Origin of the sequence: Massilia aurea (assembly GCF_040790145.1) — a bacterium.
GTDB lineage: Bacteria > Pseudomonadota > Gammaproteobacteria > Burkholderiales > Burkholderiaceae_D > Telluria > Telluria aurea_C.
Window position 1 is genome coordinate 122,159 of record NZ_JBFMMP010000008.1, and the last position, 13,426, is coordinate 135,584.

9 protein-coding genes are annotated in these 13,426 nt (G+C 65.9%); 3 read left to right on the forward strand and 6 right to left on the reverse strand.

The window, feature by feature from the left end; translation table 11 throughout:
- The first annotated feature begins 21 nt into the window (after positions 1–21).
- The 3 genes from AB2N08_RS13685 to AB2N08_RS13695 are packed head-to-tail and all read left to right on the forward strand — an operon-like array spanning position 22 to position 2,886.
- On the forward strand, positions 22–1,662 hold the full coding sequence (locus tag AB2N08_RS13685) for a phosphoethanolamine transferase (protein ID WP_367611201.1): 1,641 nt from the start codon (positions 22–24) through the stop codon (positions 1,660–1,662).
- Complete coding sequence (locus tag AB2N08_RS13690; RefSeq protein ID WP_367611202.1) at positions 1,640–2,416, forward strand: phosphatase PAP2 family protein; 777 nt, start codon at positions 1,640–1,642, stop codon at positions 2,414–2,416. The genes AB2N08_RS13685 and AB2N08_RS13690 overlap by 23 nt, the downstream gene beginning before the upstream one ends.
- Entirely contained in the window at positions 2,413–2,886 is a 474-nt protein-coding gene (locus AB2N08_RS13695; protein ID WP_367611203.1) for a hypothetical protein, read from the forward strand. The genes AB2N08_RS13690 and AB2N08_RS13695 overlap by 4 nt, the downstream gene beginning before the upstream one ends.
- A 13-nt stretch (positions 2,887–2,899) precedes the next feature.
- On the opposite strand, the gene AB2N08_RS13700 is transcribed toward AB2N08_RS13695, so the two are convergent.
- From AB2N08_RS13700 to AB2N08_RS13725, 6 genes are all read right to left on the reverse strand, one after another.
- Positions 2,900–6,019 carry an efflux RND transporter permease subunit gene (locus tag AB2N08_RS13700; RefSeq protein ID WP_367611204.1) on the reverse strand — a complete coding sequence of 1,040 codons (3,120 nt, stop codon included), beginning with the start codon at positions 6,017–6,019 and terminating at the stop codon, positions 2,900–2,902.
- On the reverse strand, positions 6,016–7,170 hold the full coding sequence (locus AB2N08_RS13705; RefSeq protein WP_367611205.1) for an efflux RND transporter periplasmic adaptor subunit: 1,155 nt from the start codon (positions 7,168–7,170) through the stop codon (positions 6,016–6,018). Before AB2N08_RS13705 ends, AB2N08_RS13700 begins: the two co-directional genes overlap by 4 nt.
- A 525-nt stretch (positions 7,171–7,695) precedes the next feature.
- The gene (locus AB2N08_RS13710; protein ID WP_367611206.1) at positions 7,696–8,433 is read right to left on the reverse strand and encodes a 2OG-Fe dioxygenase family protein; all 738 of its coding nucleotides are present in this window, start codon (positions 8,431–8,433) and stop codon (positions 7,696–7,698) included.
- Between the two features lie 40 nt (positions 8,434–8,473).
- Positions 8,474–10,516 carry a TonB-dependent receptor gene (locus tag AB2N08_RS13715; RefSeq protein WP_367611207.1) on the reverse strand — a complete coding sequence of 681 codons (2,043 nt, stop codon included), beginning with the start codon at positions 10,514–10,516 and terminating at the stop codon, positions 8,474–8,476.
- Positions 10,517–10,536: 20 nt separating this feature from the next.
- Complete coding sequence (locus tag AB2N08_RS13720) at positions 10,537–11,043, reverse strand: DUF6702 family protein (protein WP_367611208.1); 507 nt, start codon at positions 11,041–11,043, stop codon at positions 10,537–10,539.
- Positions 11,040–13,403 carry a M1 family metallopeptidase gene (locus tag AB2N08_RS13725; RefSeq protein ID WP_367611209.1) on the reverse strand — a complete coding sequence of 788 codons (2,364 nt, stop codon included), beginning with the start codon at positions 13,401–13,403 and terminating at the stop codon, positions 11,040–11,042. Before AB2N08_RS13725 ends, AB2N08_RS13720 begins: the two co-directional genes overlap by 4 nt.
- Positions 13,404–13,426: the final 23 nt, after the last annotated feature.

Sequence of the window (13,426 nt, forward strand, 5' to 3'; positions counted from 1 at the left end):
CGATGCTGACAAGGACGTGAAATGGAAAAGCTGTTTGCAAGGCGTGTCGATGCGTCGCTGCTCGTGCTGGTCGTGGCGCTGTTGCTGGCAAGCCTGGGCAACGTGACATTCTGGACGGTGCTGGCCCACGCTGCCGGTGGCGCCTCGCCCGCCAGCCTGCCCATGCTGGCAGGCACGTTCCTGATCGTTGTCCTGTTCTTCAATGCCTGCCTGACGCTGGCCAGCTTTCGCTATGTCGCCAAGCCGGTGCTGATCGCCCTCGTGCTGGCGGCGTCGGCGGCCGGCTATTTCATTGCGGCCTACGGGATCGTCATCGACAAGGCCATGATCCAGAACGTCTTCGAGACCGATACCCGCGAAGCGACTGAGCTGATCAGCTGGCAGATGGCGGCCAGGATCGGTTTGCTCGGCGTGCTGCCGTCGCTCTTGATCGCCCGCGCCAATATCCAGTTCCCCAGCGGACTGAAAGGGCTGGTCAAGCGCAGCAGTAATGCCGGGGGCTCGCTATTGCTGGCGCTCGTGCTGCTGGTGCTGCTGCTCAAGAGCCTGGCGCCGACGCTGCATGAACACCGCGAACTGCGCTTCCTGCTCACGCCCACCAACTTTATCCAGGCCGTGCATGGCTATCTGAAGAACCGCTGGGCGGCCGATGTCGTGGTCGCCCCGCTTGGGCGCGATGCGGTGAAAGGCGCCGCCTGGGCCGGCCACCAGCGCAAGACGCTGACCGTGATCGTCGTTGGCGAAACGGCGCGGGCGGCGAATTTCTCGCTCAACGGCTATGCCCGCGACACCAACCCGCTGCTGGCGCGGCAAGCTGGATTGATCAATTTCTCTCGTGTCAGTTCGTGTGGGACCGCCACCGCCGTATCGGTGCCGTGCGTCTTTTCTGCCTTCGGTCGCGACGACTACAGCCAGTCGAAAGCGGCGAGCCAGGAAGGGCTGCTCGACGTGTTGGCCCATGCCGGTTTCGAGGTGCTCTGGCGCGACAATAATTCGGGCTGCAAGGGTGCGTGCGACCGCGTCAAGTATGAAGACCTGTCGCGCCCGGATGGCAAGGATCCCTATTGCAGCGGCGACGAGTGCCATGACGAGCGCCTGCTCGAAGGCTTGCCCGAACTGCTCGGCCGCAGCAGCAAGGACCTGGTCGTGGTCTTGCACCAGAAGGGCAGCCATGGCCCGGCCTATGCGAGCCGCTACCCGCACGGGTTCGGGCGATTCGGCCCGGTGTGTTCGACCAATGACTTTGAAAAATGTTCGCGCGAATCGATCCGGGCCGCCTATGACAATACGATTCTGTACACCGACTACTTCCTGAGCAAGACCATCGACAGGTTGCGCGCGATGGCCGCCGCGCAGGATGCCGATACGGCGATGCTGTACTTTTCCGATCATGGCGAGTCGCTCGGCGAAAACAATGTCTATCTGCACGGCACACCGTATATGTTCGCGCCGCGTGAGCAGACCGAGGTGCCGATGATGTTGTGGATGTCGGACGGCTTCAGCGAGCGCTTTCGCATCGACCGGCGCTGCCTGGCCGCGCGGCGGGGCGAACCGCTATCGCATGACAATGTCTTTCACTCTGTGCTCGGGATGCTCGACGTGAACACGGCAGTGCTCAACCCGCGCCTGGACCTGTTCCATGCCTGCGTCCGCGGTGCGTGAGGTGGCGGCCGGCCACGCGCTGCAGGAACCGCTGCTGCCGGCGCGCACGATACGGCGCCTGGCGGCCATGCTGGCAGCTGCTGCGCTGGCGATCCTCTGGGTCGGGCGCTGCACCGATCTCGACCTGGCGCTGGCCGATATGGTATTTGACGCCCGCAGCGGCATCTTTCCATGGCGCGACGCTTGGCTGACCGTCACGTTCAATCACATCATCCTGAAGTGGCTGCTGACGCTGCTCGCCGCGGGCACCATCGGCTACGCGGTCATCGATGCCTGCCATCCCCACGCCGGGCTGGGCGCCAGCGGTCGCCTGCGGCTGCGCGTCGTCACGTTGTCCGCCATCCTCGTGCCGGCCGTGACCAGCGCGCTGAAGCAGATCAGCGCATCGCATTGTCCCTGGGATCTGCTGCGGTATGGCGGCGCGCAGCCGTATGTGCGCCTGTTCGGCGCGTTCCCGGCCGACGCGATGCCGGGCCAGTGCCTGCCTGCCGGTCACGCATCGAGCGCCCTCTGGCTGGTGGCGCTGGCCGTCTGCTGGTTGCCGGCAAGGCCATCGATGGCGGCCCGCGCCGCGTTGTTGGCGATCGCCTTCGGCGCGCTGGTCGGCTATCTGCAGCAGCTGCGCGGCGCCCATTTCATGACGCATACGCTGTGGTCGATCTGGATCGCGTGCGCCATCGTGCTGGCGCTGATCGCGAGCGCCAATGCCGAGCGCCGCCGCTTCTGTTCGGCCAGAACGGGGTGGATGGCATGAACATGCGCTGGCGTGTCCCCCACCCGCCGCGCCAGCCACTGTCGCGCAGCGACTACCTGCGCCTGCAAGGCGTGGTGCGCCGGCTGGCCGGGAAATATCCGCCGGACTGGCTGGAGCGGCGCAGCAGCCAATTGTATGTCGCGACGATCCTCGCCAGTCTCGTGCTGACGTTCCTGGTCGGCGCCCTGTGGTCACCATGGTGGACCTGGCTGGTTCCCGCCATGTGTCCACTGCTGCTGTTATGCGTTGTTCCACGCTGGCTGTTCGGGCGCGAAGCCGGGCGCCCGCGGTGGGCGCACCCGCTGGCGATCGTGGAGGGCGACGATGTGGCGCTGATCGCGACCATCATCAACGCGATGGACGGGCCGTTCAACGCTGCATTCGCCAGGCATTGCCCGGCGAGCGACGGGGCGAAGTTCTTCGCGATCTGGCAGGTAGTGCAATGTGCCGGATTCGAAGAACCCCGGTGACGCCGTAGACAATTCAGGCCGAAGTGCGCTCCACCTTGCCGGCCGGCGCGGGCTGGCGCCGCACCTTGCGTGCGGTGCGCTTGAGCCAACCCTCGAAGTCGTCCACATAGGTGAACACGGCCGGCACCACCAGGAGGCTCAGCAAGGTCGACGTGATCAACCCACCGATCACGGCCACCGCCATCGGCGAGCGGAAGCTCGGATCGCCCGAGAAGCCCAGCGCCAGCGGCAGCATGCCGGCGCCCATCGCGATGGTGGTCATCACGATCGGGCGGCTGCGCTTGTGGCAGGCGTCGACCAGCGCATCGAAGCGGTTCATGCCCGCCTCGCGCGCCAGGATCGCGTAGTCCACCAGCAGGATCGAGTTCTTGGTCACGATCCCCATCAGCATGATCAGGCCGATCATCGTCGGCATCGACAGCGCGTTGCTCGTCACGAGCAGCGCCACGAAGGCGCCGCCGATGGACAGCGGCAGCGCGGCCAGGATGGTCACCGGCTGCATGAAGTCCGAGAACAGCAGCACCAGCACGCCGTAGATGCACAGCACGCCGATCAGCATGGCCAGGCCGAAGCTGGCGAACAGCGCCTGCATTTCCTGGGCGTCGCCCAGTTCAGCGATGGTTACCGACGTCGGCAACGACTGGAACACGGGCAGCGCGCGCGCCTCGGTATTGACCTCGCCGAGCGAGCGACCCGATAGTTCGACATCGAGCGTGACATTGCGGCTGCGATTCAGGCGGTCGATCTGCGCGGGGCCGCTTTCCATCGTGATGTCGGCCACAGTCGAGAGCAGCACCGGCCCGTTATTGCCGGGCACCGTCAGGCGCCCAATCGCATCGAGGTCGGCGCGCACGGCGTCGGGCAGCTTGACCCGGATCGGCACCTGGCGCTCGTCCAGGTTCATCTTGGCCAGCGACTGCTCATAGTCGCCGGCGGTGGCCACGCGCACCGTCTCGCCAATGGCCGCCGCCGTGACGCCCAGGTCGGCCGCGCGCGCAAAGTCCGGGCGCACGATGATCTCGGGACGCACCAGCGAGGCGCTCGAACTGACGTTGCCGATGCCGGCCAGGCCGCGCAATTCGCGCTCGGCCTGGCGCGCCGCCACGCTCAGGGCATTGGCGTCTTCGCTGCGCAGCACCAGCTGCATCTTGGTGCCGGCGTCGGGAATGCCCACCGTGAAGCGCGCGCCGGGAATGGCGGCCACGCGCTCGCGGATCGTGTTTTCGATCACGCCCAGCTTCACGTCGCGCTCGCGCCGCTCCACGGTCTTGACGGTCAGGACCGCGCGCCGCGCTTCGGCGGCGGCGCCGGGCGAGAACGCGTCGCCGCTCGAGCCGCCGCCAATCGAACTGAAGACGCTCGTGACACCGGCCACCTTCATCAGCTCCAGCCGTACCTGCTCGGCCACGGCGCGGGTCTGGGCCAGCGTGGCGCCCGGCGGCAGCTCGACATTGACCTGGGTCTGCGAGCGGTCAGCCGGCGGCATGAAGCCGGTCGGCAGCAGCGGCACCAGCGCCAGCGAGGCCGCGAAGAATGCGGCGGCGCCGATCATCGTCAGGCCACGACGGCGCAGGCACCACTGCATCACGGCCAGGTAACGCCGCATGATGGCGCCGTCCTGTGGCTCGTTGCCGGCCACGCCGGCGTTCTTGGGCGCCTTGAGCAGGTACGCGCACATCATCGGCGTGAGCAGGCGCGCCACGAGCAGCGAGGCCAGGATCGCCAGCACGGCGGTCCAGCCGAACTGCTTGAAGAATTTACCGGGGATGCCGCCCATGAAGGCGGTCGGCAGGAACACCGCCACCAGCGCGAAGGTGGTGGCGATGACCGCCATGCCGATTTCGTCGGCCGCCTCGAGCGACGCCTGCATCGGCGTCTTGCCCATATGGAGGTGGCGTGAAATGTTCTCGATCTCGACGATGGCATCGTCGACCAGCACGCCGATGACGAGGGCCAGCGAGAGCAGCGTGACCATATTGAGCGTGTACCCGAACAGGTACTGGCCCAAAAAGGCCGGAATCACCGACAGGGGCAGGGCGGCGGCGGCGATCAGCGTGGCGCGCCAGTCGCGCAGGAACCACCACACCACCAGCACCGCCAGCAGCGCGCCTTCGTACAGCATGTGCATCGAGGCGTCGAAGTTTTCTTCGACCGAGAACGAGTTGTCGATCACCTCGTTGACGATCAGCTTGGGATTTTCTGTTTTCAGCTGCGCCATCGCGGCGCGCGCGCCCTGGGCGACGTCGATCTCGCCGGCGCCGCGTGTGCGGAACACCTCGAAAGCAACGACGCGGCGGCCATCCTGCTCGGCCACCGCGCGCGGTTCTTCCACCGTGTCGAGCACGCGCGCCACCTGGTCCAGGCGCACGTGGCGCCCGTCCGGCAGCGGGATTTCCATCGCGGCGAGGGCCTGCGCGGTACCGACGGTGGCCAGCGTGCGCACCGACTGCTCGACGCCGCTGACGTCGCCCCGGCCGCCCGGCGCCTCGCGCTGCACATTGCGCAGCTGGCGCGAGATGTCCAGCGCCGAGACGCGCAGGGCGGCCATCTTCTGGTCATCGAGCTCGACGCGCATCTCGCGCGTCACGCCGCCCACGCGCCTGATTTCGCCCAGGCCCGGCACGCCCAGCATGCGCTTGGCCACGTCGTTGTCGACGAACCAGCTCAGGTCCTGGTCATCCAGGCCAGAGCCTTCGGCGGCGGCGACGGTGAAGGTCGAGACGACGCGCCCGGCGGTGGCCGCCTTGGTCACGGTGGGCTCGCGCAGCTCGGCCGGCATGTCGGCGCGCACGCGCGAGACGGCGTCGCGCACGTCATTGACGGCTTCGGCCGAATCGCGCTCCAGGATGAATTCAACCGTGACGGTGGCCACGCCATCGAGCACGCGCGTATAGATGTTCTTGATGCCTTGCAGGGTCGCGACCGAGTCTTCGATCTTGCGCGCGACTTCGGTTTCGAGCTGCGCCGGGGCGGCGCCGTCGAGGACGGCGGTGACGGTGACGATCGGCAGTTCGATGTCCGGGAAATCCTGCACCTTGCTGGCATTGAAGGCCATCAGTCCCGCCACGGTGAGCAGGACGAACAGCATGATCGCCGGGATCGGGTTGCGGATCGACAGGGCGGAAAAATTCATCGGATGGCCTTGTTGGATGCCGCTGCCGGCATGGGCGCAGGCATACTTATATTGCGTACCAGGTCGCCGTCATTGAGAAAGCCCGCGCCGGTGACCACGATCGGCGTGTCGACAGACAGACCGCCGGCAATCTCGACCCGGTCGCCCAGGCGGCGACCGGTGGTGACTTTCAGCTGGCTCACGCGGCTGTCCGGATTCAAGCGGTACACATAACTGAAGCCGTCGCGCACGGCGATGGCCTGCTGCGGCACGGTGATGGCGTTCGACGTGCCCAGTTCAAACCGGCCGCTGGCGAACATGCCGGCCTTGAGCGGCATGTCGCTCGACAGGGTCGGGGGCAGGTCGACGTACACCAGCGCAAGCCGTGTCTGCGGATCGACCGACGGCGCCAGGATGCGCACCTTGCCGGCCACTTCGAGCCCGCTGGCGCCGCGCACGATGGCGCGGGTGCCGGGCTTGATGCGGCCGAGGTCTTGCGCCGTCACTTCGGCGCGCCACTCGAGGCGCCCCTGGCGGATCATGCGAAACAGTTCGGTGCCCACGCCGACCACCGCGCCGACGGTGGCGCCGCGCGCCGAGATCACGCCGCTGTCGGGCGCCGTCACCTGCGTGTACTTCAGGCGCAGCTGCTGCTGGGTGAGCGTGGCTTGCGCCGATTGCACACGGGCGGCGGCGGTGCGCTCGCCCGTGACATATTGGGTAACCTGCTGGGCGCTGAACGCACCGGAGCTCGCCAAAGCGCGGCCGCGGTCGGCATTGGCCTTCGCTTCCTGGGCATTGGCCTGCGCTTCGAGCAGCGCCGCGCGTGCGCCTTCGATATCGGCGCGCACGGTTTCGTCCGCGAATACGGCCAGCACCTGGCCCTTCCTGACCACGTCGCCGACATTGACGCGCACGTCGTTCAGGCGCAGCCCGTTCGACTCGCTGCCGATGACGGCATCCTGCCAGGCGGCGATGCTGCCGTTGGCGGTGAGGTTGATCGGCAGGCTGGTGGTGGCGGGACGGGCGGTGGTCACGCTCAGGGCAGGGCGCGGGGCGGCCTTTTCTTCTTTGGCGTCGGCACGGTTCATCGTCGCCAGCGCGATGACGGCGCACAGCGACGCGGCCCCGAGAGCGATGGCAAGGGTACGCGGATGTCGAATTGTTTTCATGGTATCTGGTGGTGGCATCCGGCAATCCGGGGAGCAACTAAGTGTAGCAAATGCGCGCTATCCAGGACGGATGCACGTGATGTCATTACAAACCGTTACAGGTGGCATATACCGTCTGGCGCAGTGCGGCAAAAATCATGATGGCAAGGTGCACTCTGCGAATTTACAACAGTAGAACTACCGTATTGCACTGCACAATAAAAAGCGATATATTGGACCTGTCTCCTCCAGTTTTCTCCGAAAATTGGATTTGCCGCCCGCCAACCCTCAGGTTCTGCGGGCGTTTTTTTTGGGCTGTGGAGCCGTTGAGATCGTACACCCCGTACCGCCACTTCCCTCACCAACGTCGTTCCAGCGAAGGCTGGAACCCAAGCATGCGCGCGAAGCGTTATAGCGCGAGCTTGCCACAATGCCGAGAAACTTGGGTTCCAGCCTGCGCTGGAACGACGGTCTTCAGGTCAGCGGTAATCCCGGACAGCGGTGCGCCTCCGGCACGTTCAAGCGTTGCAGCCCACCGATAAACGCCTACGCGTTCTCGCCCTGGAACGATTCGGCGCGCCAGGTCAGCACCAGCGTATCGCGGTAGCCGTGCTCGCCCAGCGGCTGGATCGGCGTCGATTCGTGGATCACGGCGGCGTCGTCGAGCAGCAGCAACGTCCAGGGCTCGGTCATCGTGAAGCGCTGGCCGGATGGGCCGTCGGCGTCGAACACGCGCGTCTCGCCGCCCTTGATGCCGTGGCGCTTGACCAGGATCACCGCCACGAAATTCACGCCGTCGCGGTGCGCGCCTTCGGGTGTCGGGCGGCCGATGCCGTCGGTGGTGTCGATCCTGAACTGGTGCGCTTCGACGAACCAGGGATGCGCCGGCATCACGGCGGAACACGCCGTGCCGAGCGCGCGCAGCAGGCGCTCCCAGGCCGGGTTGGCCACGCTGGCCGCTTCCATCGGCGCGAACAGGCGGTGCATGCCGCCGTGCAGCGCGTTGTACTCGACCGGCTGCCAGTGCGCGCGGTGCGGCGTCTGCGTGAGCGAATCGCCATCGTCGATGAAGCACGAGTGGCGGCGGCGCCGATAACGCCCGCCATCCTTCAGGTATTCGTCCAGCTCGAGCCGATCCCAGCTCGGCGCGAGCGTGTCGAGATCAAGCAGGCTGCAGCCGGCCAGCAGCGCGACGTCGTCGGGGCGCAGCAGGGCGTAGCCGTTGTTGCGCAGGGCCTCCGTCAGCTGTAACGGATCGAGGTAGGGCAGGTGCGGTGTGGTCATCCCGCTAGCGTAGCAGGTTTCACTGCCACGGGGCCAGGCCTCACCACGTCTTGACCAGTGTCAGGCGCAGCGAGCGCGGCTCGATCGGGTGGAAGTGCACGTCCGCCACCGGCGCCGTTTCGCCTGCCAGTTGCGACTCGTAGAAGTAGTCGATGGCGGATGCGCGCCGGTTCGTCAGGTTGAACGCTTCCAGTTCCAGTTGCAGGTCTTTCGCCAGCTGGTAGCCGACGCGCCCGTTGAGCGTCACGCTGGCTGTCGAGCGCACGCTGTCGTCCTCGATCAGGGGGCGCGGGCCGAACCAGCGCAGGCGCAGGGAGCCCGACCACGGACCGCTGCGGTCGATCGTCACGCCCAGTTGGGCCACGCCCTCGATCGCGCCGGGGATATGATCACCATCCGGATTGCCGCCTTGCGAGCGGGCGCGCGCCCAGGCGGCGTCGAAGTCGACCGACAGCCATTTATACGGCCGGTAGTAGTTCGAGAACTCGATGCCGTAGCGGCGGCTCGGATCGCCCGCCTCGGTATTTCCGGCGTCGCCGATATAGGTCAGTTCGGAATCGAAGTCGAGCCGGTACACGGCCAGCGACATCTGCATCTTCGGGATCGCCTCGGTGCGCAGGCCGAATTCCACGCCGCGCGAGCGCACGAGGCCCGGCGTGCGGTCCACTGCCTCGAGCGTTTTCGGGTCGACCGTGGCCACCGTGCCGCGCGCGTCGTTGCTGTGGAAGCCGTGGCCGTAGTTGGCATACAGCTCGGTCGACGCCCACGGGCCGTAGGCGATGTTCAGCGTCGGCGTGACCAGCGTGTCGTGCGCCTTGCCAGCGTTTTCAAGCCGGTCGCCGTCCACGCGGAAGCGGTAGTTATTCGCGCGTACACCGACGACCGTGCGCAGCGCATCGCTCCAGCGCGTGGCATTCTCGACGAACACCGCGCCGCTCGTCTCGACGATATGGTCTTCGCGCGTGGTGGCGATGCGTGCGCGCTTGCGGGTGTCGTACAGGCCGTTGAAGATATTGTCGTTCTGAAGCTGCGCGCCCACGGTCAGGTCGGACGACAGCGTCTCGCTGCGGTGCATATGCCAGGTGTGGTTGGCGTCGACGCCCGTGGTCACGCGCCGGTCGGGTTGCGCGAACTGGTCGCCGTTGACCGGGTCGTTCAAGAAGTAGGTGAAGTTCGAGAACAGTTCGAGCTCGTTGCGGATTACGTAAGCGCTGACTTTCGAGGCCGAGTCGGCATCCGTCTGGCGCCAGATGCCCGAGATGCTCTGGCGGCGTGCTTCGCCGCCATCGCTGTCGTCGATCAGGTCGTAGCGGCCGATGCGGCCATCGTCGACCGCGCGCAAGGGAATCTGGTCGGTCGCATTCCAGTGGCCGCTGTAGCTCATTGCGGTGACGTTCCAGCCATTGTTGGCATAGCCCTGGCTGTAGCGCAGCACGGCGTTGACCTTGCGGTAGCCGTCCGGCCGCGTCCACGGGCCGTCGTTCTTCATCAGTTCCAGTGCGTACAGCAGGCTCCCGCTGCCGACCTCGGGCGAACCGGCCAGCACCGTGCGCGCATAGCCGTCCTGGCCGATCGTGGCAGAGGCGAGGCTCTTGACCAGCCGATTGGCATACGTCAGCGAGGCCACGCCGGCCGACGAGAAGTCGCCTTCGCGCGCCGAGTACGGGCCCTTGCGGTAGTCGAGGCGACCGACCAGTTCGGGAATCAAAAAATTCAGGTCGGTCCAGCCCTGGCCATGCGCGTGGCTGCGCTGGTTGACCGGCATGCCGTCGACCCAGGTGGCCAGATCCGTGCCGTGATCGAGATTGAAACCGCGCAGGTAGAACTGGTTGGCCTTGCCTTCGCCGCTGTGCTGGCTGGCGATCAGGCCGGGTGTGACTTCGAGCAGTTCGCCGGGACGGTAGGCGATGCGGCCGGCCAGGTCTTTCGCACCGGCGCTGCCGGCGCCGGCCGAGTCGGCGATGCCAAGCTGGCTGGCGCGCGCGCCTTCGACCAGCACGCGCTGGAGCTGGAAGTCATCGGCGTGAACGCTCGATGCGGCAAACAGCGCGGCGAGCACGCAGGGGATGGGACGAAGCAGCATGGGAAAATTCAGGATAAGGTTCAGCGCGCGCGCTGTTCGAGCGCCTGGCGCATGAAGGTCAGCGAGCGCACGGCGCCGCCTTCGTTGAGGTTCACGGTGTTGACTTGCTCGGGCAAGAAGTCGACCAGCATGCCCTGGCGGATCACGGCCGTGGTGGATAACCGCGTGCCGGGCAGCTCCTGGTAGATCACGACGCTTTGTGCGTCGGCCGTCATGCCCACCCATCGCACGGGCAGCTTCTTGCCGTCCTTGTCGGCGAGCCAGAAGTGGCGCTCGACGTAGGTGCGCAGCACGGCCTGGTCTTCTTCGTCGCTCAGGTCGAACTGACGCCCGTACAGATTGAGCAGCAGCGCGTCGATATCGTGCGCCGTGTAGGTGTGGACGATCTCCGTGCTCTCCGTGCGCGCGTTGTACGAGATGTCGGTCATGCCGAAGTGGAAGCGGTGCGCGCTGGCGGCGCTGCTGACACACAGCAGCAGCGCCAGAAGCGGCACCAGAAGCAGCGACTTCAATCCACGCATGCTCATTGCGTCACCTTCGGCGCAGCCTTGAGCGGCGTGGCCGCATCGCGCATCAGGTTATTCGGATCGCGCTCGGTCTTGAACAATTCAAGGCGTGACGGCGCGGCCTTCCTTGGCCAGCTATTGTTGCTGACGTCGATGTCGGCCGTTTCCCAGTACGGGTCTTGCGTCAGGCCGACGATCGGCTCGTCGGTGACGAACAGCTTCGTGATCCTCAATGGCGAGTAACGCCACACTTCCGCCGGGATGCGCTCGATCGTCTTCTGGCCGCTTTTCAGGGTGAGTTCGACGATCAGCGGCATCACCAGCCCGCCGCGATTGGAAAAGTCGACCAGTGTCAGGTGCTTGCCTTCCTTGAGCAGCGCGCGTTCCCAGTCTTCCAGTTCGGCGCTCGTCCCGGCAAACTTGTTGCGGTCCTTGTTGGTGACGGTGAACTCGTCGTGTTCGTTGTAGAAGTCTTTCAACTCGGGATGGGCATCGACGCGGCGCGCCATACCCTGGTTGCGCTGGTCGGTAACCGATACCGGCTCGGCCGCGCGGCGCGCCCGCTGCCAGGCTTTTTCGACTTCCGGGTCCTTGCTCGATACCGTGTATTCGGTGATCCCATCGACGCTGATGTCGACGGCGTCGGTGGTATAGAACCAGCCGCGCCAGAACCAGTCGAGATCCGTGCCCGATGCATCTTCCATCGTGCGGAAGAAGTCCGCTGGCGTTGGACGCTTGAACTTCCAGCGCTCGGCATATTCCTTGAAGGCGAAGTCGAACAGCTCGCGCCCCAGCACCGTCTCGCGCAGGATGTTGAAGGCGGTGGCCGGCTTGGCGTAGGCGTTGGCGCCGCGCTGCAGCGTCGATTCGGCGTTCGTCATGATCGGCGCCTGGTTCGTGCTGCGCATGTAGTCGACGATGTCGCGCGGTTCGCCCCGGCGTGCCGGATAGTTTTCTTCCCACGCTTCTTCGGCCAGAAACTGCAGGAAGCTGTTCATGCCTTCGTCCATCCACGTCCACTGGCGCTCGTCCGAGTTGACGATCATCGGGAAGTAGTTGTGGCCCACCTCGTGGATGATCACGCTGATCAGGCCATACTTGGCGGCCTTCGAGTACGTGACCTCGCCGGTCTTGGCGTCCTTGACCGGGCGGCGTCCGTTAAACGACAGCATCGGGTATTCCATGCCGCCCACCGGGCCGTTGACCGAGATCGCCACCGGATACGGGTAGTCGAACGAGTACTTGTTGTACTGCTCGATCGTGTGGATCACAGCCGGCGTCGAGTATTTCTCCCACAGCGGATTGGCTTCGGCCGGGTAGTACGACATCGCCATCACATCCTGCTTGCCGCTCTTGATGCCCTGCGCATCCCAGATGAACTTGCGGCTCGAGGCGAACGCGAAGTCGCGCACGTTCTTCGCATTGAAGCGCCAGGTGCGGTTGCCGGTGGCGCGGCCTTTTTCCGTCGCCTGGGCTTCGGCCTGCGACACGATCATGACCGGCTTGCCCGCCTTTTTGGCCTGCTGCAGGCGCTCGCGCTGCACGCCCGTGAGCACGTCGCCGGCGTTCTGCAATTCGCCCGTCGCGGCCACCACGTGGTCGGCCGGCACCGTGATCGCCACGTCGTAGTCGCCGAATTCCAGCGTGAACTCGCCGTCGCCCAGGTATTGCGCGTTCTGCCAGCCGGCCGCATCGTAGTAGGCGGCCATGCGCGGGAACCACTGCGCGATTTCGTAGATGTCGTTGCCGTCCTTGAAGCGCTCGAAGCCCATGCGGCGGCCCAGCACGTTCATCTCGGGGATGTTGAAGTTCCAGGCGACGTTGAACGACACCTTCGCGCCTGGTTTGAGTGCCTGCGGCAGGTCGATCCGCATCATCGTCTTGTTGATCGTGTGGGCCAGCGCGCGACCGTCGCTGCCGGTCACGCTGCTGATGTTGATGCCGCCGGCGAACTTGCCCGCCTCGAGCGTGAAGCGCAGCGCGTCGAACTTCACGCCATCGTTGCCGCGCGCCTGCCACGCGCTGCGTGATGGCAGCGTCGTGATCTTGCGGTTGTCCGAGTCGCTGCGGAACATGTTCTGGTCGAGCTGCACCCACAGGTACGACAGCGTGTCGGGCGAGTTGTTGTGGTACGTGACCGTGCCGGCGCCGTTGATGGCGCGTCTGGTTTCATCGAGCGTGACACGCAGCTTGTAGTCGGCCCGCTGCTGCCAGTAGGCGTGGCCCGGCGCGCCGGCTGCATTGCGCGTGACGCCGGGTGTCGGCAGCAGTTCGTCGAGCTGGCGGAACTTGTCGTCGAAGGCGGGGCCGGCCGCGCCGGCGGTAATGGCCACGCCGAGGGAAAAGGTGGCAAAGGCAGCGTGCAGGTGCTTGATGTGCATGATCGTGGTACTTGATAAATGGA